The 22992-nt window shown below is 64.9% G+C and carries 21 protein-coding genes; 10 read left to right on the plus strand and 11 right to left on the minus strand.

Translation table 11 applies throughout. The annotated features are described in order from the left end of the window. Nucleotides 1-83: 83 nt before the first annotated feature. Nucleotides 84-1253 (plus strand): thiolase family protein, encoded by a 1170-nt coding sequence (locus ACSFC7_RS18355; RefSeq protein WP_436344262.1) that lies wholly within the window; start codon nt 84-86, stop codon nt 1251-1253. 317 nt (nt 1254-1570) lie between these two features. Here ACSFC7_RS18355 and ACSFC7_RS18360 read toward each other — a convergent pair whose 3' ends face one another. After that, a complete protein-coding gene (locus ACSFC7_RS18360; RefSeq protein WP_436344263.1) occupies nt 1571-2821 on the minus strand; it encodes an acyl-CoA dehydrogenase family protein in 1251 nt (416 codons plus the stop codon). A gap of 239 nt (nt 2822-3060) precedes the next feature. On the opposite strand from ACSFC7_RS18360, the gene ACSFC7_RS18365 reads away from it, so the two are divergent. Both ACSFC7_RS18365 and ACSFC7_RS18370 read left to right on the plus strand, forming a co-directional pair. Then, a complete protein-coding gene (locus ACSFC7_RS18365; protein WP_436344264.1) occupies nt 3061-4632 on the plus strand; it encodes a class I adenylate-forming enzyme family protein in 1572 nt (523 codons plus the stop codon). 105 nt (nt 4633-4737) lie between these two features. Further along, nucleotides 4738-4887, plus strand: a complete 150-nt coding sequence (locus ACSFC7_RS18370) for a hypothetical protein (RefSeq protein WP_436344265.1) — start codon at nt 4738-4740, stop codon at nt 4885-4887. 880 nt (nt 4888-5767) lie between these two features. Here the strand turns inward: ACSFC7_RS18370 and ACSFC7_RS18375 are convergent. The 5 genes from ACSFC7_RS18375 to ACSFC7_RS18395 form a co-directional block, all read right to left on the minus strand. Further along, nucleotides 5768-5947, minus strand: coding sequence for a hypothetical protein (locus ACSFC7_RS18375; RefSeq protein WP_436344266.1), 180 nt, complete (start codon nt 5945-5947; stop codon nt 5768-5770). 149 nt (nt 5948-6096) lie between these two features. After that, nucleotides 6097-7209 carry a cytochrome b/b6 domain-containing protein gene (locus tag ACSFC7_RS18380; RefSeq protein WP_436344267.1) on the minus strand — a complete coding sequence of 371 codons (1113 nt, stop codon included), beginning with the start codon at nt 7207-7209 and terminating at the stop codon, nt 6097-6099. Beyond that, complete coding sequence (locus tag ACSFC7_RS18385; protein WP_436344268.1) at nt 7206-7868, minus strand: hypothetical protein; 663 nt, start codon at nt 7866-7868, stop codon at nt 7206-7208. The genes ACSFC7_RS18380 and ACSFC7_RS18385 overlap by 4 nt, the downstream gene beginning before the upstream one ends. Nucleotides 7869-7870: 2 nt before the next feature. Further along, nucleotides 7871-8545 (minus strand): 4Fe-4S dicluster domain-containing protein, encoded by a 675-nt coding sequence (locus tag ACSFC7_RS18390; protein ID WP_436344269.1) that lies wholly within the window; start codon nt 8543-8545, stop codon nt 7871-7873. Next, nucleotides 8542-11907, minus strand: a complete 3366-nt coding sequence (locus ACSFC7_RS18395; RefSeq protein WP_436344270.1) for a molybdopterin-dependent oxidoreductase — start codon at nt 11905-11907, stop codon at nt 8542-8544. Before ACSFC7_RS18395 ends, ACSFC7_RS18390 begins: the two co-directional genes overlap by 4 nt. Before the next feature lie 256 nt (nt 11908-12163). Between ACSFC7_RS18395 and ACSFC7_RS18400 the strand changes: the two genes are divergently transcribed. The 3 genes from ACSFC7_RS18400 to ACSFC7_RS18410 all read left to right on the plus strand — a co-directional run bounded on the left by ACSFC7_RS18400 (nt 12164) and on the right by ACSFC7_RS18410 (nt 15301). After that, nucleotides 12164-14314 (plus strand): hydrogenase iron-sulfur subunit, encoded by a 2151-nt coding sequence (locus ACSFC7_RS18400; protein WP_436344271.1) that lies wholly within the window; start codon nt 12164-12166, stop codon nt 14312-14314. Nucleotides 14315-14339: 25 nt separating this feature from the next. Further along, nucleotides 14340-14972, plus strand: coding sequence for a TorD/DmsD family molecular chaperone (locus tag ACSFC7_RS18405; protein WP_436344272.1), 633 nt, complete (start codon nt 14340-14342; stop codon nt 14970-14972). Nucleotides 14973-15067: 95 nt separating this feature from the next. Next, entirely contained in the window at nt 15068-15301 is a 234-nt protein-coding gene (locus ACSFC7_RS18410; protein ID WP_436344273.1) for a hypothetical protein, read from the plus strand. 66 nt (nt 15302-15367) lie between these two features. On the opposite strand, the gene ACSFC7_RS18415 is transcribed toward ACSFC7_RS18410, so the two are convergent. The 5 genes from ACSFC7_RS18415 to ACSFC7_RS18435 all read right to left on the minus strand — a co-directional run bounded on the left by ACSFC7_RS18415 (nt 15368) and on the right by ACSFC7_RS18435 (nt 18998). Next, nucleotides 15368-15532: a hypothetical protein gene (locus ACSFC7_RS18415; RefSeq protein WP_436344274.1), complete on the minus strand. Its 165-nt coding sequence runs from the start codon at nt 15530-15532 to the stop codon at nt 15368-15370. Nucleotides 15533-15620: 88 nt separating this feature from the next. Further along, nucleotides 15621-15980, minus strand: a complete 360-nt coding sequence (locus ACSFC7_RS18420) for a hypothetical protein (RefSeq protein ID WP_436344275.1) — start codon at nt 15978-15980, stop codon at nt 15621-15623. A gap of 6 nt (nt 15981-15986) precedes the next feature. After that, nucleotides 15987-16244: a hypothetical protein gene (locus ACSFC7_RS18425; protein ID WP_436344276.1), complete on the minus strand. Its 258-nt coding sequence runs from the start codon at nt 16242-16244 to the stop codon at nt 15987-15989. Nucleotides 16245-16354: 110 nt separating this feature from the next. Next, nucleotides 16355-17161 (minus strand): DUF7124 domain-containing protein, encoded by an 807-nt coding sequence (locus ACSFC7_RS18430; protein ID WP_436344277.1) that lies wholly within the window; start codon nt 17159-17161, stop codon nt 16355-16357. Beyond that, nucleotides 17154-18998 (minus strand): aldehyde ferredoxin oxidoreductase family protein, encoded by a 1845-nt coding sequence (locus tag ACSFC7_RS18435; RefSeq protein WP_436344278.1) that lies wholly within the window; start codon nt 18996-18998, stop codon nt 17154-17156. Before ACSFC7_RS18435 ends, ACSFC7_RS18430 begins: the two co-directional genes overlap by 8 nt. Before the next feature lie 242 nt (nt 18999-19240). Between ACSFC7_RS18435 and ACSFC7_RS18440 the strand changes: the two genes are divergently transcribed. The 4 genes from ACSFC7_RS18440 to ACSFC7_RS18455 all read left to right on the plus strand — a co-directional run bounded on the left by ACSFC7_RS18440 (nt 19241) and on the right by ACSFC7_RS18455 (nt 22954). Continuing rightward, the gene (locus ACSFC7_RS18440; RefSeq protein WP_436344279.1) at nt 19241-19639 is read left to right on the plus strand and encodes a hypothetical protein; all 399 of its coding nucleotides are present in this window, start codon (nt 19241-19243) and stop codon (nt 19637-19639) included. Nucleotides 19640-19727: 88 nt separating this feature from the next. Beyond that, nucleotides 19728-20789, plus strand: coding sequence for a zinc-dependent alcohol dehydrogenase family protein (locus ACSFC7_RS18445; RefSeq protein WP_436347986.1), 1062 nt, complete (start codon nt 19728-19730; stop codon nt 20787-20789). A gap of 557 nt (nt 20790-21346) precedes the next feature. Then, a complete protein-coding gene (locus tag ACSFC7_RS18450) occupies nt 21347-22363 on the plus strand; it encodes a Gfo/Idh/MocA family protein (RefSeq protein ID WP_436344280.1) in 1017 nt (338 codons plus the stop codon). A 375-nt stretch (nt 22364-22738) separates the two neighbouring features. Then, nucleotides 22739-22954 carry a hypothetical protein gene (locus tag ACSFC7_RS18455; RefSeq protein WP_436344281.1) on the plus strand — a complete coding sequence of 72 codons (216 nt, stop codon included), beginning with the start codon at nt 22739-22741 and terminating at the stop codon, nt 22952-22954. Nucleotides 22955-22992: the final 38 nt, after the last annotated feature.

The following is a 22992-nucleotide window of genomic DNA, read 5'->3' on the forward strand; positions in this document are numbered from 1 at the left end:
AGTGTGGAGGGCCGACGGTGGATCGGTCGCGGTCCGACCGAACCGAACGATTTTCAGGCTCGCCGTGGTAGTTGATCTATACCATGCACGACGCAGTCATCGTCGACGCGGTTCGAACGCCCTTCGGCAAGCGAGACGGCTCGTTCCGCGACACGCACCCGCAGGATCTGGCAGCGAAACCGCTCGAGGCGCTCCGAGCGCGCAACGACTTCGAGCCCGAGACGATCGAGGACGTGATCTACGGCTGTGTGACGCCGATCGACGAACAGGGGCTCAACATCGCCCGAATCGCGCCGATGGTCGCCGGCTGGGGAGATATCGTGCCCGGCGTCCAGCTCAACCGAATGTGCGGCTCCGGCCAGCAAGCGCTCAACTTCGCGGCGGCGAACGTCATGGCCGGCCAGCACGACGTGCTGGTCGCCGGCGGCGTCGAGCACATGACCCGCGTCCCGATGGGATCCGACGGGGCCGACGGCGTGGACGGCACGAGCGCCGTCACGGACACCTACTTCGAGCACTTCGACGAGCTGACCCACCAGGGAGAGGGGGCCGAACGCATCGCCGAGGAGTACGGCTTCTCCCGCGAGGAACTCGACGAGATCGCCGTCGACTCGCAGCGGCGGTGGGGCGAGGCCTGGGAGGACGGCCGGTACGACGATCAGGTGGTTCCCGTCGAAACGGAACTCGAGGGCGAGCCGATCACGGTCGAGCAGGACGAACACCCGCGGCCGGAGACCGACCTCGAGACGCTGTCGAACCTCCCGCTCTCCTTCCGCGAGGAGGGCAACGGCCGCCACCATCCCGGCAACTCTTCCGGGATCGTCGACGGTTCGTCGGCCCTGCTGGTCGCCAGCGAGGCGGCCGCCGAAGAACACGGCTGGGAACCCATGGCCCGGATCGTCCAGACGGAGGTCGTCGGCGTCGATCCCGTGACGATGCTCACCGGCCCGATTCCGGCGACCGAGCAGGTGCTCGAGAAGACCGATCTCGAACTCGAGGACATCGACCTCTTCGAGGTCAACGAGGCGTTCGCCGCGGTCGTCGCGGCCTGGCTCGAGGAGACCGGCGTTTCCTGGGAACAGGTCAACGTCAACGGCGGCGCCATCGCCCACGGCCACCCGCTGGGGGCGACCGGCGCGGCGCTTACGACGAAATTGGCGCACGAACTCGAGCGCACCGGGCAGGACCGCGCCCTCTCCACGATGTGCATCGGTTTCGGGCAGGGAATCGCGACGATCCTCGAGCGGGTCTGATCTGGCGGTCGTCGAAGTTTGGTCCCGATTTTCTGTGGTGATCGCTCGAGTGACTGAGAGCGTGACTGGCCCGTCCGTGATCGTCTACTCCAACGCTGCGAACTGACTCGGCCCTGATTGTCTACTCCGACGTTGCTATCGTGGCAACAGGGGATTACCACGCCCTCCCCAACCGATTCGCTCCTTGCAGTCGCTCATCCCTCACGCAGTTACGTCGGAGCCCCTCGCTATCGCTCGGTCCTCCGACAGCGCGCGCCACTGCAACTACCGAAACTGCAGCACGGTCGACTGAAAAAGTCGCTCGCGGCTCGAGTCCCCTACTCGTCCAGTTCGTCGATGCGCAGGTCCTCGTCGAACTGCAGCGCGTTCTCGATCTCCGTCTCGTCGACGTCCTCGAAGGCCCACCGGGCGATCGAGCGGCGGTGGACTTCGTCGGCCCCGTCGACGATCCGGAACGCGCGAACGTTCTCGTAGAAGTGCGCGATCGGGAGGTCCTTCCCGATCCCGTTGCCGCCCAGGCACTGGAGCGCGAGGTCGATCGTCTCGTTCGTCACGTTCGCGGTGAACATCTTCGACATCGCGACCTCGATGCGGGCGTCGCTACGGTCGAGTTCGCGCGCGGCGTGGCGGACCATACAGCGGGCGGCGTGCAGACGTGTTTCGGCGTCCGCGATCCGGTGGCGAAGGGCCTGTTTCTCCTCTAAGGTCGTGCCGAAGGCCTCGCGTTCGCTGAGGTAGGCCTTCGCGACGTCGAGCGAGCGCTCGGCCATCCCGGAGTAGCGCATACAGTGGGTGAGTCGGCCGCCGCCGAGTCGCATCTGGGCGATCTGGAACCCTTCGTTCTCCTCGCCGATCGTGTTCTCGACGGGGACGCGAACGTTGTCGAACTTCACTTCGGCGTGGCCGCCCTCGCGTTCGGTGATGCCGTGACCGCCGAGGTGGGGGACGTTACGGACGACTTCGACGCCGTCGGCGTCGGCCGGGACCATGATGATCGACGTCCCCGAGTAGGGGTGGGCGTCGAGGTCGGTCCGGACCATCGCCAGGTAGTAGTCCGCGTTCAGTCCGTCCGAGGTCCACCACTTGTGGGCGTTGATAACCCACTCGTCGCCGTCCTTGACGGCGGTGCTCTGGAGCATCTTCGGGTCCGAGCCGCCGCCCTGTTTGGGCTCGGTCATCGCGAACGCCGTCTGAATCTCGCCCTGGACGAGCGGTCGGAGCCACTCCTCTTTCTGGTCTTCCGTGCCGACCATCTCTAAGGTGTGCATATTCCCCTCCTGTGGGGCGTTCGCGCGGATGGCGAGCGCGCCGATGAGCGAGCGACCGACCTGTTCGAACGACGGCAGCATATCACTGAAATCGAGACCCTGCCCGCCGTACTCCTCGGGAACCTGGGGCGCGAACAGGTCGCGCTCTTTGGCTTGGTCCCAGAAGTCGTAGATCTCGTCCATCGTGATCTGCTCGCCCGTGGCGAGCGCTTCGCGCTCGCGCGGGATGACGACGTCGTCCATGAACGCCGCTACCCGACCGGCGACCTCCTTCGCTTTCTCGGAGTCGTGGTACTCCATACCGGGCTATTCACATACAACATTGTAAATGTACAACATAGCGGTCAGATACAACGTTGTGGCAGAAAGTCGTCGTCGGTGTCCCAGGGCGGTCCAATCGAACGCCTCGAGCGGAATTCGATCGCTCGATTCCCCCAGTCCGGGGCTCGAATACGGCGAAAACGGAACTTCACTGGTACCACTACTACATCAACTCGACTCGGGATACGTTTTAGTACCGTACTATGTTATGTGAGAACATGGAACTGGAAGATGTTCGCGGCGAGGCCAGAGCGGGGAATGCAGCGCGATTGCACGACGAGACGGCCCGCCACCACGGCCCGGCGACGGCCGTCGAGTACCACGCGACGACGCTGACGCACGAAGAACTCCGCGAGGAGAGCGCGCGGTTCGCCGGCGGACTGGCCGATCTCGGAATCGAGCCCGGCGACGTACTGCTCCAGTATCTCCCGAACTGTCCGGCGTATCTCGTCGGCGCGCTCGGGGCGTTCAAGGCCGGCGTCGTCGTCTCGCCGGTCAACCCGCAGTACCGCCGGCGAGAACTTACCTACCAGCTCGAGGATACCCAGGCGACGGCCGTCCTGACCCACGCGGCGCTGTTACCGCACCTGCGGGAAGCCCTCGAGGCGATCGACTGGGACCCCGTCGTGATCGGCGTGGGTAGTACCGACGAGGGCGTCCACATGTTCTCCGACGTTCGGGGTGAGGAGACGTTCGTCGAGCGCGCGGACGACGACCTCGCGCTCCTGCCGTACACCTCGGGGACGACCGGGAAGCCGAAGGGCGTCCGGCTCACCCACCGGAACTTTCGGGCCCAGATGTTCTCGGTGCTCTCGCAGCCGAGCGATCTCGCGGGCGAAGACGTCCGCAGCCTCGTCTGGCTCCCGCTGTACCACATCACCGGCTTTACGCACACCGCGTGGCAGCCCCTGCTCCGCGGCGGCAGCGTCTTCCTTCGAAGCGCCGCGAACTGGGACGCCGACGCGGCGATGGAACTCATCGAGGCGGAGGGGATCACCCACTACGTCGGCGTCACCGCGATGTACGTCGATATGGTCAACAGCGATGAGTTCGGCGAGTACGACCTAACCTGCCTCGAGTCCGCGGGCGAGGGTGGCGCGAAGATGTCCGTCGCGGTCCAGGAGGAGTTCGAGGCGGTCGCCGGCGTCGAGATGACCGAGGGATACGGCCTCACGGAGACCCACGGCGCGACGCACACCCAGGGGAGTTCGACGTTCGGCCTGCGCCACGGGACGATCGGCCAGCCCACCCGACAGACCGACTGCAAGATCGTCGACGGGTCGGGCCGGGAAGTCCCACCGGGCGAGGAGGGAGAACTCGTCGTACGCGGGCCACAGGTGATGGCGGGCTACCACGACATGCCGGATGCAACGGAGCAGGCTTTCACCGAACACGGTTACTTCCGGACCGGCGATATCGCCCGCAGGGACGCGGACAACTATTACGAGATCGTCGACCGGAAGAAGCACATGATCAACACCGCCGGCTACAACGTCTACCCCAGCGAACTCGAGGAACTCCTCGCGGAACATGAGGCCGTCGCCGAAGGTGCCGTCGTCGGGATTCCGGACGACCGACGCAACGAGGTGCCGAAGGCGTTCGTCGTCCCGGCCCCCGATATCGAAGCCGGCGTCGACGTCACCGAGGAGGCGATCAAAGACTACTTCCTCGAGCGGGTCGCCGCCTACAAACACCCGCGGGAAGTCGAGTTCATCGACGAACTCCCGCGAACCGCCAGCGGCAAGATCCAGAAGTTCAAACTCGAGGAACAGCATGAAGACGGCGACTGATCGACGACGACGAACCGACAGAGACGACTGATCGACGAGCGTCGGTTGTTCATCGCCGTCGAACGACCGCTCGAGTACCCTCCGAGTACGAGACTCGTCGAGGAAATGTGCACCTCAGGGACGGTACTCGCGCCGATCGTCTCGTTCGATCAGTCGGAACGCCATCGTTTTTCGGAGTGGTGCCACACGGACGAACTCCACGGGCTGAATTACGCCGTCGCGGAACCGGACCGGCTGGAGGTGTCCGATCCGTGACGGTCCATCACCCGTTCGACTTGTGAACAGCTGTTCAGTCAGACAGAACGGACAGAGAGATTGCAGTCCGCGCGTTAGCCCTCCACTTACCCACTCCCGGCACACTCTCTCCGAAACTGTTTGTTCGGTGCTATCGAACGGCTGATCGCGAGTGACAGCCTACGCGATCACGCTTCCAGCGAATGAGTAGGTCTGAGCCGAAAATCGGTGTTACAGCCATATGGATGTAACGGATAGCCATCGTCGAACGTTCTGGGGAGCCCCTCCAGTGAGTTATCCTTGTCTCGCCGGCGACGATTATCGATAGGGAAACAATCATAATTCCTATACTATAGTAAAACATCCCGATTTAATATATTAGGCCGCTCCCGATCCGACGCTGCGGTGTGAATCAGCAGTGGATTTCGGGTCACCTCCCAGTAGATTTCCGTCTGCCCTTGTAACCCGAATAGATGGGGCCTCAGCGGTAGTAATCCCTGTTCGGGACCGATCGACCGAAATCGTCTACTCGATGATTATTGATCGTCGTAAATCGTCAACTCACGCGCCCATATGCCGTTTTTCACCACAATACGTCGATATCAGTCAAGAAGACCTGGTGTGAGTGTTCGCCGATCGAAATAGTTTAGAAAATAAAAAGTCGAGACTATTATCTGGAATTTGAGTATTATTCAGATAAGGTAGAAAATGCATCGAACTTCGGGATCCGACCAATTATCGGACGAGAATCGAAGACGACGAGTTCGAACGAGCGTCGTCTCTGGATCGAAACAGTCGATACTGCGAGGAGGAATCAGCGTGGTCGACCGACGAGAGGCGTGCGCCGACGGCCCTTGACCTCGACTCTCACGCGTTCGCTCGAGCGGAACTCGCCGACGAGCTACAGCAGAAATCCGCCAACGAGCGCTAGAATGAACACGGCTGCGAGGACCGTGAGCGCCTCGTATCGGTAATCGCGTTCGTCGGCGACGTCCGGCGTGCCGAAGACGACCCCGAGGAGGCCGCCGACGGCGACGAGCAACACTGCCACGGCGTAGATCGAGTATAGGATGCCTGCCATGCTTTGGCATACGTTGCGGATTTACGTAAATCCCCTCCTGGAACGATCGCCGTAGCGATTGCATTGGACGGAATCGGCCGAGTACTCGAGCGGATCGATCCGAAGAAATGTGGAGAAGCGCGACGGGGTGCTCAATCGTCGCCAAGGACTCACCTCCGCTCGCGATCGGGTTCACCGCCGTCAGAGCGAGGCTCCGACGAGGATCGCGATCCTCCGGATCGCTCACTTCCGGACGACCTGCGGTCGTCCGACGTTCGCCTCGTTTCACTCGGCTCACCGCCGTCCGCGGCGGGCGTCCGAGTCGCCTCCTGCTCCCGCTGGCGCTCGTAGCGCGCCCGGAGCACGTTACCGTACATCGAGAGCACGAGGCCGACGAACAACACCAGAATGCCGACGTTGATGCCGATCGTTCGAAGGACGCTTCCCTCGTTGAACACCAGACTGTCGGAGACCGGGTAGCCGCCGTACTCGAGGCTCGCCATCATCACGCTGACAATGCCGACGACGACCAGGATGCCCATCACGTTCGTCGCCCACCGCCAGGACGATTTGAGGCGAAGCCGCTCGATGCCGGTCGTCTCGTACTCGTCGGCGTCGCCGTGGAAATTCGGCGTCCGCTCTTTCGGCAGGAACGCCTTCATCTCCACCGGGTAGAACGCCGGATGGAAGCCGTGTTCGAAGGTGTGAAACATCACGCCCATCAGCATGATGATCCCGAGCAGACCGTGGAAGGCGACGAAGGCCATCACGACCGACTGGGAGTTGTAGAAGTCGATCAACCAGGTCTTGCGCCAGATGAGCAGGCCCGAGATCATCAGCAGGATGAGTTCGACGGTGAAGATCCAGATGACACCCTTGCCGACGTAGGAGATGAGCGGGACCTCCTCGGCCTTGTAGCCCGCGAACTGGCGGGCCGCCGGGTGGCGCTCGTCCGCCCGACCCAGGGCGAACTTGACGTCCTGAACAAACGCCGCCAGATCCGTCCTGAGGTTCGGCAGGATCTCGGTAAAGTTGGATCGGCTACTCGAGCGAATGAGCATGTACGTCACCCAGAACCCGGTCAGTGCGATCAGCGTGAAGCCGGCGAGGCGGTGGATCGAGAGCACACCCTGGTTGCCGCCCATCAGTTCGACCAGCCACCACAACTCCGTGTTGAAGGCGATGGCGTAGCCCGTGAAGAACAGGATAAACACCGTCAGCGCCAGCAACGAGTGGAACATCGTGGTGGCGCGCGAGAACTTGCCGTGGTCGAGATTCGTCACGACGGATCACCTCCGCGGGAGGGCGCACCGTCCTCGCGTGACTGCTCGTCGGGCCCGTGCTGTCCCGTATCACCGTCGCGCTCGCACTGCCCCGTCCCGCCGTCCGTCGCCGCGGCCGTCTCCTGCGTTCGGGCCCTCGCATCGGGCGGTTGCATCCGCGCGGCCAGTCGCCTGAACGCCGCCCAGTGGACGAACACCATCACGAGGATGAAGATCCCCAGGACGACGTCCGCGAAGTGGACGATCGCTATCAGCGCCTCGAGAACGGGTTCCGTGTTTCCGACGATCCAGTCGGCGCCGACGCCGCCGCCTTCGACGGACGGCCGAACCCGTAGGACGTCCTCGAAGAGGGGTGCTCGTCCCGAGACGAGCGCGACGGCGCCGAACGCGAGGACGAGTCCGATCAGCGCGCTGAGCCAGAATGCGACGCGGTCCGAGAGGCCGCCGCCGTCGTCGCCGGCCCCGCTGCCGGATGCCGGATCGGGGTCAGCGTCCCCTCGTCGTTCGTCGGACGGGTCCCCGGCCTGCGCGTCGCGTCCCGTGGCAGCCGCTTCGGCGTCGCGATCGGTCCGGTCGACCGCATCGGTCGTTCGATCCGGATCCGTCGCGGCGTGGACATCGTCGCCCTCGTGGGAGTCGGGTGGTCGTTCGTCGCTCATGGTTACTGGAAGAGCTGGGCGTCTTCGGCCCCGAAGATGATCTCCATCGCCTCCTCGTTGAAGAACGGGCGACTGTCGCGTTGCTCGAGTTCGTCGGCGATCTCACCGGCGCCGCCGACGAGGATCGCGTCGGTGGCACACTCCTCGGCGCAGGCGGGTCCCTTCTGGGCCTCCTGGCGTGAGCGACAGCCGGTACACTTGTCCATGATGCCGCCGGTACCGAAGATCCGGGCCGTGCCGTCGTTGCTGTCCGGGAACTGCGGCGCGCCGAATGGACATCCCGAGAGGCAGTACTGACAGCCGACGCAGAGGTCTTCGGTCACCGTCACGAAGCCGTCGTCTTCCTTCTGGAGCGCGTCGGTCGGACAGACCGAGACGCAGGGGGCGTTCTCGCAGTGGTAACACTGCATCGGGAGGCTCGTCTCGCCGGGATTCTCGCCGGCCTCGAGCCGACCGGTCTTGTCGGCGTTTTCGCCCTGCGGCCCGGCGGTCCCTTCCGCCATGGTCGTGATGTCGATACGCTGGTTCTGGACCTCGCGGTCCCAGGTGCGCTTGCAGGCGACGACGCAGCCGCCGCAGTCGATGCAGGCTTCGACGTCGGGGAAGATCCGCATCCCGTCGCCGGTGCTCATCACGCCCTGGCTCATTACGTTGCCGGATGGGGTGTCCTGTGTCATAGTCGCTCACCGCCTTCCATCATGTCCCACTCGCGGACGTCGTACTGCTTCTGCGTCCCGAGGCCGAGTTCGTCCTGCGGGTAGTCGATGAACTGCATGTCGAGGTCGTCGACCACGTCCTGCGTGGCCTTCTGGACGTGGACGACGCCCGACTTCGTCTCCTGCATCTGCGTCTCGGCGTCGAATCCGCTCGGGGTGATGATGTTCGCGCTCTCGCCGATCGCCAGCGGTTCGGTGCCGTGAGGCCAGTTCGGGCTCCTGTCCTCGCCGTGGAAGATCCCGCCCCAGTGGTAGGGGAGGAAGATCTCCTCGTCGTTGACCCGGTTGGTCACGTTGGCCTTCACGAGGATTGCTCCCTTGTCGGCCGAGGTGACGACGACGTGGTCGTCGCCGCCGACGACGTCCAGGTGCTCCGCCAGTTCGGGGCTGATCTCCGCGTACATGTGCGGCTGGCGGTCGGCGGTGTACTTGTTGTTCCGCGTCTCCGCCCCGCCGCCCTGGTGTTCGACCTGTCGGCCGGAGGTCATGATCACGGTACGTCCGCTCTCGGCGTCGCTGCCGAGTTCGGTGTGCACCGCTGCTGTCGCCTGTTCCTGGACGCTCGCGTTGTTCTGGTCGAGCCGCCAGAAGTTGGTCTGCTCGCCGTTGGCCGGCCACTCCTCGACGAGATCCGGACGCGGGCTCTCGACGGGTTCCCGGTGGACCGGCACCGTATCGAGGAAGTTCCAGACGACCGCCCGCGCCGTCCCGCGTCCCGTCGGCGGGTCGGGCTGAGCGTAGTCGTACTCCTCGTAGGCCTCCGGATCGATATCCACCTCGTCGCCGTACTCTTCGTCGAGTGCGACGGCCGCGTCGTAGACCGACTGCTCCTCGTCGAGCGCCATCTCGACCGGCAGCGTCTGGGTCGACGCGTCGGACGGATCGTCCGGCAACATCGTCGCGTAGTTCGGATACGACGGCACGCCGTTGATCTCCTGGTCGTCCCACCACGGCGCCTCGAACGAGCCGGCGATCAGGTCGAGACCGTCCTCGCCGTCCTGGTCGTACGTCTCCTGGAGCGGGTACTCCTTTTCGATGTCCAGGTCCTCCCACTCGTCCGGCGTGGGAGCCCTGACCCCCCAGTTCTCGCGGAAGTCGTGCCCGCCGTCGCGGGGATCGGCCTCCTTCGTCCAGATGATCGGCGATCCGGGGTGGTCGTCGCCCCAGTAGGGCCACGGCAGCGACCAGTAGTCGCCGTCGACGGGCGTCCCGGTGTTTTCGGCCCGCAGATCCTCGGTGCTGAACGCCCAGTCGTACTCCGCGTGCTGCTGCAATTTCTCGGGCGACTGCTGGTACCCGATCGATCGCACACCGAGATTGATCTCGCGGAGTGCGTCCTCGTACGAGGTCCGGCCGTTGTGAATCTCGGGGCCGGTTCCCCAGTCGAAGTGCTCGCCGAAGCCCATATAATGGGCCAGTTCCTGGAAGATCTGGAGGTCCGGCTTGGAGTTGTGCGCCGGCGACGCGGCGGCCTCGCTCCACTGAACCGACCGGTGGGAGTTCGTCACCGAGCGCACGTGCTCGTACTGGCTCGAGGCCGGCAGCAGGAGGACGTCCGCGTCGTCGGGGAGCGTCCCGGCGACGGCCGGGAAGACGTCGACGACGACCAGCAGGTCGAGTTCCTCCATCGCCCGCTTCATCCGATCCATCTCGCTGATGGAGTTCGCCGAGTGCCCCCAGAAGAAGGCCATCTTCAGCGGCTCCGGTTGGTAGAGGTTCGACTCGAGCAGCCGATCCCCCTGCCCGAGCGCGGCCTCGTACCAGCGGGCGACCGTCAGCCCGATTTGGAACATCATCGACCGCTCCTCGACGTCGTCGATCGGCGCCTCCTCTTCCAGGCCCTCGTCTTCGTCTTCGGCGTCCGGCTCGTCACCTTCCTCGTCTCCCTGGCCACCTTCGCTCTCCTCTCCTTCGCCTCCTTCGTCCTCTTCTTCCTCCTCGACGTCGACACCCGCACCGCCCGCCTCGACTTCGGCCGGCGGCTCCATGCCGCTCCACATGTCATCCGGCATCATCTCGAACTTGTCGTACAGTTCCTCGAACGACGTACTCCCGCTGGTCCAGGGACTCTGGTCCCAGACGTCAGCCCAGTGTTCCCACGAACCCGGCGAGTCGACGCCGTAGTAGCCGGGCAGGATGCTCGCGTCGACCCCGAGGTCGGTCGCCCCCTGCACGTTCGCGTGTCCGCGCATGACCTGCAGGCCGCCGCCGGAGCGGGCGGCGCTCCCCGTCGCGAGGCTGAACAGCGCGTACGCGCGGATGTTCTGGGTGCCGTTGTTGTGCTGGGTACCACCCATCGCCCACTCGACTTGAACGTGAGGCGAGCTCTCGATAATCAGGTCGCCGATCTCCTCGAGATCGTCCTGATCGATCCAGGTGATATCGGAGACCGTCTCGAGGTCGTACCGATCGAGTTCGGCTTCGGCGTCCGGCCAGCCCATCACCCGGCCCTCGAGGAACTCGTCGTCGAGTTCGTCCTGCTCACGGACGTAGTTGAGCAGTCCGAAGACCAGCGCGACGTCCGTTCCGGGTCGCAACCGGTAGAAGTAGTCGGCGTGGGCCGACGTCTTCGTGTACCGGGGATCGATCGAGACGATCGTCCCGCCCCTGGCCTGTCCCTCGAGGATGTGTTGCATCGCGATGGGGTGGGACTCCGCGGGGTTCTGCCCGAGGATGATGAGCAGGTCGAAGTTCCGGTAGTCGTTGATCGTGTTCGTCATCGCGCCGAAGCCCCACGTGTTCGCCAGCCCCGTCACGGTCGGCGAGTGACAGATTCTCGCCTGGTGGTCGACGTTGTTCGTCCCCATGAACGCCGCGAACTTGCGGCTGGCGTAGGCCGCCTCGTTGGAGTGGTGGGCGCTGCCGAGAAGCATCGCGCTCTCGCGGCTGTACTCCTCGATCGTCTCCTCCCAGGTCTCGGTGATCTCCCGGTAGGCCTCGTCCCAGGTGACCCGTCGCCACTCGCCGTCTTCCTTTCGCATCGGATGTTTGAGCCGCTTAGGCGAGTGTTCGGTCTCGAGGATGCCCGCACCCTTCGAACAGAGCGAGCCGTTGTTGATCGGGTTCTCGAACCACGGCTCCTGGGCGACGAAGGAGTCCCCGTCCTTGACGGCCTTGAAGCCACAGCCGACGGCGCAGTAGTTACAGATCACCTTCGAGGTCTCGGCCCCCTCGGGGACGCCTTCGCCGTCCTCGTCCTGTGCGCCGCCGAGGACGTGTCCCGTCACGCCGCCGCCGAGGAAGAGTCCGCCGGCGAGCGCGCTCGCCTTCATGAACGACCGACGATCGAGGTCGATCGTGACCGGCTCACCCTCGACGCTCATGTCATCACGTCCGTTTCCGAGTGTGCCCCTTCCTGTCGCACCGATCGTATGCTATGACGACACATACCTAGACCCTTGCGATTGACCACTATGAATATTTCCTCAAGTAATACGCGAAGAGTTTGTGTCGTAACTAGGTTATTCTCGTATTATCCCTAATATACACCACATATTACCGATTTATTCCGTCAAAACTGTTGAATTTCCGTTCGACCGGACACAACGCTATTATCGTGGCACGGTATAGCATAACGGGATGAGAGTGGGGAGTTTCGCCTGTTCGTGTGCCGACACCTGTGACGTCGACCTCGAGGGCGTCCGAGAAGGGATCGAAGGCGTCGACGTCGCGGCGAGTTCACGGCTGCTCTGCGGGGACGGCGTCGCCGGGATGGAACAGGTGATCGACGAGTACGACCTTGATCAGTTGATCGTCACCTGTCCGGAGCCGACGGCCCAGCGGAAACTCGAGCGGGTCGCCGAGCAACGAGGATTGCACCCCGACGCCATTTCGTTCGTCGATCAGCGCGAGGGCGCGGGCTGGGTCCACGACGAGGCCGGCGCGACGGCCAAAACTGCTCGAATGGTCAACGCGCGGTACGCCGGCCTCGAGGCCGAGTCCGTCTCGCGGTCGGTCTCGAAGGAGGCCGGCGAGCGCGTCGCAGTCGTCGCCGATCCCGACACCGCGGCCGCCCTTTCCGACGACGCCGAGGTGACGCTGATCGCCGACGGGACGGAGTTCGTCGACGCCGCGGCGGAACTCGACGACGTCACGATCGAACGCGGGCGCGTCGTCGACGTGGCCGGACGATTCGGGGAGTTCACCGTCCACCTCGAGTCGCGCGTCACCGAGGACTGCATCTCCTGCATGAAGTGCGTCCACGAGGGGCCCGACGGGCAGGTCACTCGCTACCCGGTCGATATCGACCCCGACGCCCCCGACGGGGAGTGGACGGCCGTCTGCCCCACTGACGCGATCGAGATGGACGGCACGCGGCGCACCCTCGAGTTCGACCAGATCGTCTATCCGGCCGCGAGCCGCCGGACGCGCGGCGGTCGGATCGGCTTCTACACCGCGCCGATCGACGCGGCGACGATTTCGGCCGTCGAGCGTCTGCTCGGCGGCGTCGAGAAGCCGGATCACCTCGATCTGGAGATGGACGTCTGCGCGTCGGGTGCCTCGAGTCAGATGGGCTGTAACGAGTGCGTCGAGGCCTGTCCGCACGACGCGGTCGAACGCGACGGGATCGACTCGGTCGAGTTCGACAGGGCGGCCTGCCAGAACTGCGGGGCCTGTACCAGCGCCTGTCCGACGGGGGCGACGATGCTCCGCGAGCCCTCGAACGAGCGCATCGCTCGCGAGGTCGAGGCCCTGCTCCGGCCGACCGACGAGGAAGGTGGCCGACTCCTGAACCGGTCGGGTTCGGACCTCGACTCTCCCATCGTCGCGTTCGTCTGCTCTGAGCGGGCCGACGACGCGCTGGCCGAGTACGGGCGACTGGCGGCCGCGGGGAAAGCGGACGTCGAGTACCCGCCGATCCTCCCCGTGCGCGTGAACTGTACGGACACGGTCGGCGAGGCCCACGCCGTGCACGCCCTCGCGTGCGGTGCCGACGGCGTCGCCGTCGTCGGCTGCGGCGGCGACTGCCTGCACTCCGGTCCGGACCCGAAGGCCGACCTCGTCGACCGGCTGAACCGGGCCAGTCGGGACCTCGAACTGGGCGAGCGGTTCGCGTTCTTCGCGCCCGATCCGGACGACCACGAGGCGTTCGTAGAGGCCGTCTCGGCGTTCGCCGCGGACCTCGAGGAGTCGCCCTCGCCGATTCCCGCGGGCGAACACGAAGCGACGGGTGGGATCGACGCCGACCGAGAGAATCCGGCGTTCGACAGCCACGGCTGGACCCTCGAGAGCGTCCGCGCGATCCTCGAGCACGTCGACCCGGAGCGGAACGTCATCCGCGGCCTGAAGGACTTCGGCCGGATGGAAGTCGAGGAGGGCTGTACGCTCACGCCGACGTGTTCGAACCTCTGTCCGACCGACGCGATTCGGCGGACCGAGGGCGGTGCGACGCTCGAGTTCAATCACGAACAGTGCGTCAACTGCGGGCTCTGCGAGGAGGGCTGTATCGAGGACGTCATCACGATGCGCGACGGGCTCGATCGGTCCCTGTTACCGGAGAACCGAAGCGACGAGGGCGACGCGGACTCCGCCTGGATCGAGGTGTACGAGGGGGAGATGCGCGAGTGCAACAACTGCGGCACACCCTTCACGAGCGAGGGCTCCGCACGCAAGATCCAGTCGGAGGTCGGCGACGCCGTCGCCGGCCTCGTGCCGAACGCGCAGGGAGGTATCTTCGAGTACTGCGGCGACTGTCGCGCGCAACTGCTCTACGATCGCGGAAACGGCTGAACCACGGACACGACACCCACGACTCATGAGTCTGGACCAACACGCACTGTACGACGCACGACTCGAGCTAGTGAACTTCCTGATCGACGCGTTCGCGGACGTCCCGAGCGAGTCGTTCGTCGAGACGATCTGCTCGGCGGACGTCCTGTTGCCCGACGAGAGCGTCGGCGGGGAACTCGATCGCGGATTCGCGGCCCTCGAGACGTTCATCGAGGAGAGCCGATCCCGGGACGTAGCCGCCGTCCAGAACGACCTCGAGCGCGAGTTCACCCAACTGTTCATCGGGCCGCGACCGCCGATCCTTCCCCACGAGACCTACTACCGCGAGGATACGGACTTCCGGGGGGCCGGGCTCGCGAAGGTCGAGGCCAGTTACGGGGCCGCCGGCTGGTCGCCACCCGACGACTATCCGGAGGAGAACGACTACGTCGCCGTCGAACTCGCCTTCCTCCAATACCTGATCCGTCAGCAGCGGGCCGGCTACGAGGAGACCGTCGGCTACCAGCGAGTGTTCCACGAGGAGCACCTCTCCGAGTGGATCCCCGCCCTCGCGGACGACATCCGCGACCGGACCGACGAGCAGTTCTACGAGGCCGTCGCGTCGATCCTCAAGGGGGACGTCGCGTTCGAAGGAGAGATCGCGATGCAGATGGCCTGACCGTCGTGGACGTACGGGTCGCTCGAGGGTTCGAACCGGCGACGATCGGTGTTCGAGCGCTGAACGTTCATCGCTAACGCACACCAATTGTGTTGGTGACAGCGTTATACATCAGCCACCTGTGTCACAAGGCGATGCGCCGCATTCTCAACACCCGGACGAACACGGCTCACAAACCACGCGACGACAGAAGCGTTCGAACCACGAAGTGCGGCTCGCTCGTGACCGCGACGCACGACAGCACTCGAGTCGTCTCCGACGAAGAGATCCGAACCACCTGGGCAATCGACCGGTGTGGTCGCTGTTTCGAGGATGCATCTGGGTACTGACGCACCCGTTCGCGCGTCGGGTCCGTCTCGGATCGTCTGCGACCGATCCGACGAAAGCGGTGGACGTTACTCGTCTTCGTCGTCTCGGAACCCCTCGAGGACCTCGTCGCTGAACTCGATCTCGCCGTCGATCTCGCCGTCGTTGATGTCGTGTGGGGCCCGGTGATCCCAGACCTCTTTCCCACGCTTCGTGTCAAGTGTCGGGTTCGGTCGCCAGTTGGTGTGCGTCATAGATGTGTGTGCACCAGTGACACAGAAATATGTTTGCGGTGATTCGCGTACACGTCGCCGATCGTCCCGGAGCCGACGGCCCCGTGACTCACCAGGGCCGTGGATCGTCCGGGGTATTCGACTCCGAACCGGTCGTCTCCCCATCGGTCTCGAGAAACACCCGCGCGAACAGGTCGACGTGCAACGCGAGGACGTCCGCGGGTTCGAGTCCGTACGCGTCGGCCTGCTCCTCGAGAAACGACTCGAGGTCGTCGCTGGGCTGGTGGTGGATCTCGTGATCGTCGACGTCGAATTCGACCTCGGTCGCATCGGCGACGAGGTACTCGATCTCGAGGAGCGCCTGTTCGGCCTTGGTCTCGATAGCGTCCCGTTCGTCCAAGAGGCGATTGTCGCCCCACTGGGTCGCCGCCTCGCGGAACCGGTCGCTGATCTGGATGGTGAGCGTCACGGCGACTCACTCTGGTGGCCACTCCTCGGGTCTCGGTTCGGGTTCGCCGAGCGCGCCGAAAGTGGCGATCGCCAACCCGACGAAGGCGGCGATAACGAGGAGTCCCATCAGCCCGCCGATGCCGTGTCTGCCGACCCAGTCGCCGCCGGTGATCGACCCCATCTGGTTGTAGATCTGCAACCCGATCAGGAGGCTCCAGCCGAGGGCGAACAGCAGTCCCGCTGCTACCAGCGGATTATGCTCGATCGCAGTACGTATCCCCATGTGCGCGTTATCGATACCCACGGCAAAAATACCCTACACTACCGGTACTCGAGCGTGACGGTCGTCGGAATCGAGATTTCGAGTGTGCCGACCTCCACTCGATCGAAGCGTCACGACGAGTCCCCCTCGAGTCGCCAATCGGCTTTCTCGGCCGCCGTCTCGAGCGGGACAAACTCCCAGTCGGCCGCTTCGGTGATGGGTTCGTCCTCGCCCGCGATACCGACCACGACCATCCGATCGGCGTAGAACATCGAGTTGCGATCGATTTCGGCGAGTCGTTCGCCGGGGCCGGTCCCGGTCCCGTTGAAGAAGTCGACGTCGATCCCGTGGTCCCGTTGGAACTTCTGGACGACGTGGGCGGGCACGTCTCCGATGATGCCCACCCAATCGCTCCACTCGTACGCACTCGCGAAGACCGCCGCCGGGTGCTCGAGTCGCTTGATAGCGTCGTAGGTGATAGCCATCGTCATCTCGTCCGGGCCGCTCCCGTGGGGGCCAGAGGCCGTCTCTTCCGCTGGATCGCTCTCGTTACCCCCACCGGACCCCATCGGTCGCATCGACGCCGATCCGGGCGCCGACTCCGATTCGGGCGCGCTCGCCGCGGTGCTCGAGTTTCCGTCGCTCCCCTGCTTCGGAATCCCGACGGGAGTACTCTCGCCGGTCTGGGGGACGTGCGGTACAGGAGTTCGGTCCGGTTCGGCCGCGTCTGCACCCGCACTGTCGGATTCGTCTCGATCCGCGTTTTCTCCCGCGTGCGAACCGCTCGCGCTACCGGTCGCCCTCGCGGGTCGTGATTCGAGTTCCGCTTCCGTCTCGGCGGGTCCGTCGTCGCGCCACAACCAGTCACCTCGGTTTCCCGTTTCCTCGTCGTCGTCCGTCGCCGTCTCGAGGTCGTCCAGATCGATCCGGTCAGTCATCGTCGGTCACCTCGGCGGGATGGCGGTCGGAATCGTCGTCCAGCACGGACTCGGCGTCAGTCTCCGGAACCGGCGTCGCGTCGTCGACGACCGACTCGAGCCCCAGTCGTCGGAGCGTCTCTCGAGTCGGCCGTCCCTCGTCGCTCCAGCCGCGGTATCGGTAGTAGAATTCGAGTAACGCGTCGAAACGCTCCGGATCTAGGGCGGACCCCCCGGTCCCGGCACGTTCGTCGGCGTCGGTCTGGGGCTCGAGCAGCGCTTCGGGGAGCGAGTCGTCCGCCCGCGCGAACCCCTCGCGCACGTTGAACAGTCGAACCAGGGTCCAGATCCGTTCGCCGACGGTTGCCAGTTCGGCGCGGTCGTACTCGCGGCCGACCGCTGCGAGCCACTCGGCGCCGAGGTCGTGGGACAGCGCGTCCTCGAGGAAGTCGTCGGCGATCAGACTCCAGCAGACGGCCCGGCGGTTCTGTTCACCGGCGACGGCGGCGACTCGAGCGCGGTCGTTCGGCCAGGCGCGACCGAGGGCCTCGGACTCGACCGGACGCGCGCGGCGGTGGCAGGCCCCGCGGTCGCTGGTCGCGTACGCGAGGGCCATCGTCTCCGCACCGCGGGGGTCGTACGACGAACAGTCCATTCCCTTGACCGTCGGAACGAGATCCTCGCCGCCGAATTCGGCGGCTGCGGCCTCGATTCCGTCGGCCAACGTGTTACCCAGCGGTGTCTCTCGGGTCGCGATTTCGCGAATTACTGCTCGGGCCGCGTCTTCGTCGCCGAACGAGAGGTTGCGCTCGAGCAGCCCCTCCCGACTCGCCCGGATCGCCCAGGCGACGGCGTTGCCGGCGGTGATGACGTCGACCCCCAGCCGATCGCAGGTCGCGCCGAGGGTGGCCACGGCGTCGAAGTCGTCGATTCCCAGCCCCGCTCCCAGCATGATCGGTGTCGCGCCGCGGGGAACGCTCTCGCCGTCGTCGCTCTCGATCCGGAACCCTCCCGGGACGGCGTCGTCTTCGCGTTCGCGTTCGTCGGCCCGGTCGCGAACCGCCTCCACGCCGAGTTCCGACGCGCCGTCGAACCGCCCCGCCTGCCAGCCCCGCGTCGGTAACACGCCGACCTCGTTCGCGAAGTCGATCGTCTCGAGCGTCCCGCTCGCTGACTGCCAGCGTCCCGTCTCGCTCTCGGCGAATCGCCGTTCGTAGCGCTCCCGGAGGGCCTCGAGCCCCGTCGGTGCCGCGTCGTGCGCGACGACCGCCTTCAATCGCTTCGACCCCATCACCGCTCCGGCTCCCCCGCGGCCGGCGTGGTGGTCCCCGCCGTCGGCCGCGATGGTCGCGTACTGGACCGCGCGCTCGCCCGCGGGGCCGACGCAGGCGACCGCAGCGTCCGGAAACGCCTCGCAGGTTTCGACGGCGTCTACGCCCCAGAGATCGCCTGCAGGTTCGATCGACGCGTCGCCGTCCGCGACCGAGAGCACGACCGGCTCATCGGCTCTACCCGTGACGAGAACCCCGAGGTGGTTCCCCAGCGACCCCGCGAGCCGGTCGGGGAACGAACCGCCGCTGTAGGAGTCGAGAAACGTTCCGGTCAGCGGCGACTTCGTGACCGCCGCGTATCTGGCCTCACCCGGCGTCAGCCCCGACACCGGTCCCAGTAGAAAGAGGAGGACGTTCTCCGCCGAGAGCGGCTCCGTCCCCGCCTCGAGTTCCGTGTAGAGGTACCGCGCACCGAGTCCCTTCCCCCCGACGTATCGCTCGAGCCACGCCTCCGGAATCCGTTCGCTGGCGACGGACCGAGACGACAGGTCGATCCGGAGGAGATGTGTTGGATACTCCCGCGTCATTGGATAACACGTACGTATCGAACGTCCTTTAACAGTTCCCCATCGTGATGAAATATAGCGGTACACTCAGCATTCAGATATAGTGCTCGACGTCAAATATTCGCTTTGCGTAACTGGTTTGATCGACTAGTAGTTCGATTACTACTCCTCGATCTGGTACGTGTCACTGGGTAGTCGAATCTGCGCTGAAAGACGCGATCGCCTGCACAATTTCCTTGCGTGACGATCACGAACCACACGGTATGCGGATGGAACTCCGGGTCTGCAAACACTGTTACGACGGCACCCACGGGAACGACCAGAAGACGGCGATCACGCGCGACATGGTCGCGTGTGCCGAGCGCGTCCGCGAGTACAAGGACCTGATCGGTCTCGACTCGCTGTACGTCGCGAAAGTCGAGGAGGGCGACGTCGGCGGCGCGGAGGCGTTGCCGGCCATCGTCGCGCACATCGAGGACGATCAGGTGACGCTCGCGGACACGCAACTCGTGATGGAAGACGGGGAGGGCAACCTGCTCGTCTATCCCGAACCCGAGGACATCCTCGAGGTCCTGACACGGAACATCGACCAGATCGCAGAGCAGACGCGACAGGACGTGACGGTCGAACTCTCGGTAGAGAGCGCGGAGTTGCTAACCTGAATCCCAAATAAACGGCTTACACGTTTTTATTTCGGTACTGAGACGATACCTCATGAACTTTTGTACTATCCTGCAGAACAACGAATACATGCGAGCAGCCGTAATCGACGAACACGGAGAACCGCTCGAGATCGAAGACGTGGCGTATCCGGAGCCGGCACCGGATCAGGTCGTCGTCGAGACCGAAGCCTGCGGCGTCTGTCGCAGCGACTGGCACGCCTGGCAGGGCGACTGGAGCTGGATCGGGGCGGGCGTCCCCGAAGGGCAGATTCTCGGGCACGAACCGGCAGGGATCGTCTCCGCAGTCGGTGACGACGTCGAGACGCTCGCGGAGGGCGACCGGGTCGCCGTGCCGTTCCACCTCGGCGACGGCACCTGTCCCCACTGCCGCGAGGGGCGAGCGAACAACTGCGAGACGGTCCTCCCACTCGGGCTCTCGGAGTACTCCCAGGGAGCGTTCGCGGAGGCCTTCGCGGTCCGCGAAGCCGACTTCAACTGCGTCAAACTCCCCGACGAAGTCGGCTTCACCGAGATGGCCGGCCTCGGCTGCCGGTTCATGACGGCCTACCACGCGCTGGCCGACCGCGCCGACCTCCGACCCGGCGACTGGGTCGCCGTCCACGGCTGCGGCGGCGTCGGTCTCTCGGCGATCCACATCGCGCAGGCGCTGGGTGCCCACCCGATCGCGGTCGACGTACTCGACTCCAAACTCGAGCGGGCCGAGGAACTCGGTGCCGTCGAGACGGTCAACGGCGCCGACGTCGACAGCGCACCGCAGGAGATCAAGAAGCTCACCGACGGCGGCGCCGACGTCTCGATCGACGCGCTCGGAATCGCGGAGACCTGCCAGAACTCGGTCAACAGTCTCGGAACCCGCGGCAGTCACGTGCAGGTCGGCCTGACGACCGGCGAAGAGCAGGGCCAGATCGACCTCCCCGTCGACGTCATGACGATGCAGGAGATCGACTTCCACGGCTCCTTCGGCATGCCGCTGGTCCGCTACGAGGAACTGTTCCGACTGATCGCGAAGGGAACCCTCGAGCCCGGCAAGATCATCGGCGAGCGGCTTACGCTCGACGAACTGCCGGAGACGCTGGCCTCGATGGACGACTACGAGACGGTCGGCATTCCCGTCATCACCGAGTTCTGATCGGCGACGCGTCGCTGATCAGCGTTCGATTGTCGTCCGAAAATCCGTTTTTTGCCGCCGCTGCTGGAGCGTGAGTACATCGGCGTCGGATCGAGTCCCGACTCGCCTGTGACAGGGCCCGCAACCGCGGTTCGGCGGCGAGTCTGGGTCGAAAACCCGGGCGGGGGCGGGAGCCCGCCCCGGCGTGAGAGACATGAGCTAACTCGAAGCGGGGGCGAGTCCACTTCCGAGCGATCCGGGCACGGACACGCAATCGGCTGGTCAGCGCGTCGTAGTCTGTTGGAGCGTGTACCCGGCGGGGCCTTGCGTCCCCGCAACCAGTACATTGCAAGTGCAACCCATTGTTATGCAGCCACTTGCCCGCCAGTAGCGGGGACGAACTATCGACAGGCGGCGGATACCGACGTACAGTATCCGCCTTCGACGCGTTTGGCACTCCCTTCGGCCGCGATAGACGGGTGACAGGTCGAATTCGCTCGTCGAAACTCGCTCGAGCGACCGGTGGCTTGCCTGTGACGACCCCCAGAGGGATGGGACTGTAGCCCATCTGATGGGCCATGCGCGAAGATCAGGCTTCGTCCTCGCTTCGAATCGGTATCGTCGGACTCGGATACATCGGCACCACGGTCGGCGGACAGCTTCATCAGCACCCGGACGCGACCGTACGGGCCCTCTGTGATCTCGATACGGACCGACTCGCGGAGACGGGGACCGAGTTCGGGGTCTCGAGCGACGGGCAGTACACCGAGTACCTGACGATGCTCGAGGACGCGCCGCTGGACGCCGTGCTCGTCGGCACGCCGCACACCCTCCACTACGAGCAGGTCGTCGCCGCACTCGAGCGCGGCTATCACGTCTACTGCGACAAACCGCTCGCGACCGACCTCGAGCACGCCCGCGATCTCACCCGGCGCGCCGAACGGGGCGAGCAGACGCTGATGGTCGGCTACCAGCGCCACCTCCAGACGGCGTTTCGAACCGCCCGAGAGCGATTTCGAGACGGCTCGCCGAACTGGCTGACGGCCTCGATCACGCAGGACTGGATCGACGACTCGATGGGAACCTGGCGGCTCGACCCCGACCTCTCCGGCGGCGGCTTCCTCTACGACACCGGGAGCCACGTCCTCGACGGGGTGCTCTGGACGACCGGTCTCGAGCCGGAATCCGTCGCCGCGAGTATGGACTTTCACGACGAAGACGAACGGATCGACGAACGGGCACACCTCGACGTCCGATTCGAAAACGGTGCGACCGGCACCTTCTCGTTCAACGGCGACGCACCCTCGGTCCGCGAACACATCCATCTCTGGGACGACGAGGGGGCCGTCTACCTCGAGGGCCGCCAGTGGGGCTCTCGAACGGTCACGGAGATCGATTCCGGTGCGGGGGAGTACGACCCCTACATCGACTTTCGGACCGAACGGAACCGCGCCGAGGCCTTCGTCGAGAGCGTTCGGACGGGCGACGATCCGCCGGCGACGGCTCGAGACGCCCTCCGGGTGACCGCGCTGACGGAGGCGGCCTACGAGGCGGCTCGAACCGGAGAGCGAGTGTCGGTCTCGCTCGAGAACTGACGTCGGTAGTGCAGCGTATCGCCATCGCCGACGGCAGCAAACGGTGGCGATCGCGTCACCCACGTCTCGATAGATTCGGACGCGAGTGGAGCACGAAATCGGCCGCGAGAAGTGACCCGATAACACGATTGAACGACGACCCATAGGCGATTTACCGGTTGCTAATTCGGTTCCACGGGCTACGACACAACCCGACGCAGTCGTGCGGTTATGCGGTGTTTACTCCCGTACATGACGCCGCTGACAGGACGAAGCTGAGTCGACCGGAACCCGTCGTTCGGTCGCCGGTCGAAACCCGGGTAAGAAATGCATAGTCCGTCGCGGCTTTCCGTTACAAGCCGGATAACTACAACTGGTCCTCGCTTTCGATCGAGTATGATCAACTGCAGTAACTGCGAGACCGCCCAATTCCTGCAGATCACGCAGAGCCGCGTCTACTTCGAAGACGGGGAAATGATCAACGAGATCTCCGAGACCTACGAGTGTACGCTCTGTGGGGCGACCGGACAGTACATCTACGACGAGGACCACGACGAGGAAACCGTCACCGGCGACGTCGAACTCACGACGGAACGACCGAAGTTCGCCTGACGGCGCTCTCGGTAGCGGCGCCGCAGTCGTCAGCGACG

The organism is Natronorubrum halobium (genome assembly GCF_051351675.1).
In the GTDB taxonomy this organism is placed as follows: Archaea; Halobacteriota; Halobacteria; order Halobacteriales; family Natrialbaceae; genus Natronorubrum.

Coding starts and splice junctions, on each gene's coding strand:
- ACSFC7_RS18385 (WP_436344268.1), bottom strand. CDS start 7,868: ATGAGCGACGAACGACCACCCGACTCCCACGAGGGCGACGATGTCCAC.
- ACSFC7_RS18375 (WP_436344266.1), bottom strand. CDS start 5,947: ATGGCAGGCATCCTATACTCGATCTACGCCGTGGCAGTGTTGCTCGTC.
- ACSFC7_RS18360 (WP_436344263.1), bottom strand. CDS start 2,821: ATGGAGTACCACGACTCCGAGAAAGCGAAGGAGGTCGCCGGTCGGGTA.
- ACSFC7_RS18440 (WP_436344279.1), top strand. CDS start 19,241: ATGCGGATGGAACTCCGGGTCTGCAAACACTGTTACGACGGCACCCAC.
- ACSFC7_RS18355 (WP_436344262.1), top strand. CDS start 84: ATGCACGACGCAGTCATCGTCGACGCGGTTCGAACGCCCTTCGGCAAG.
- ACSFC7_RS18395 (WP_436344270.1), bottom strand. CDS start 11,907: ATGAGCGTCGAGGGTGAGCCGGTCACGATCGACCTCGATCGTCGGTCG.
- ACSFC7_RS18430 (WP_436344277.1), bottom strand. CDS start 17,161: ATGACTGACCGGATCGATCTGGACGACCTCGAGACGGCGACGGACGAC.
- ACSFC7_RS18450 (WP_436344280.1), top strand. CDS start 21,347: ATGCGCGAAGATCAGGCTTCGTCCTCGCTTCGAATCGGTATCGTCGGA.
- ACSFC7_RS18390 (WP_436344269.1), bottom strand. CDS start 8,545: ATGACACAGGACACCCCATCCGGCAACGTAATGAGCCAGGGCGTGATG.
- ACSFC7_RS18405 (WP_436344272.1), top strand. CDS start 14,340: ATGAGTCTGGACCAACACGCACTGTACGACGCACGACTCGAGCTAGTG.
- ACSFC7_RS18415 (WP_436344274.1), bottom strand. CDS start 15,532: ATGACGCACACCAACTGGCGACCGAACCCGACACTTGACACGAAGCGT.
- ACSFC7_RS18435 (WP_436344278.1), bottom strand. CDS start 18,998: ATGACGCGGGAGTATCCAACACATCTCCTCCGGATCGACCTGTCGTCT.
- ACSFC7_RS18370 (WP_436344265.1), top strand. CDS start 4,738: ATGTGCACCTCAGGGACGGTACTCGCGCCGATCGTCTCGTTCGATCAG.
- ACSFC7_RS18425 (WP_436344276.1), bottom strand. CDS start 16,244: ATGGGGATACGTACTGCGATCGAGCATAATCCGCTGGTAGCAGCGGGA.
- ACSFC7_RS18455 (WP_436344281.1), top strand. CDS start 22,739: ATGATCAACTGCAGTAACTGCGAGACCGCCCAATTCCTGCAGATCACG.
- ACSFC7_RS18400 (WP_436344271.1), top strand. CDS start 12,164: ATGAGAGTGGGGAGTTTCGCCTGTTCGTGTGCCGACACCTGTGACGTC.
- ACSFC7_RS18445 (WP_436347986.1), top strand. CDS start 19,728: ATGCGAGCAGCCGTAATCGACGAACACGGAGAACCGCTCGAGATCGAA.
- ACSFC7_RS18365 (WP_436344264.1), top strand. CDS start 3,061: ATGGAACTGGAAGATGTTCGCGGCGAGGCCAGAGCGGGGAATGCAGCG.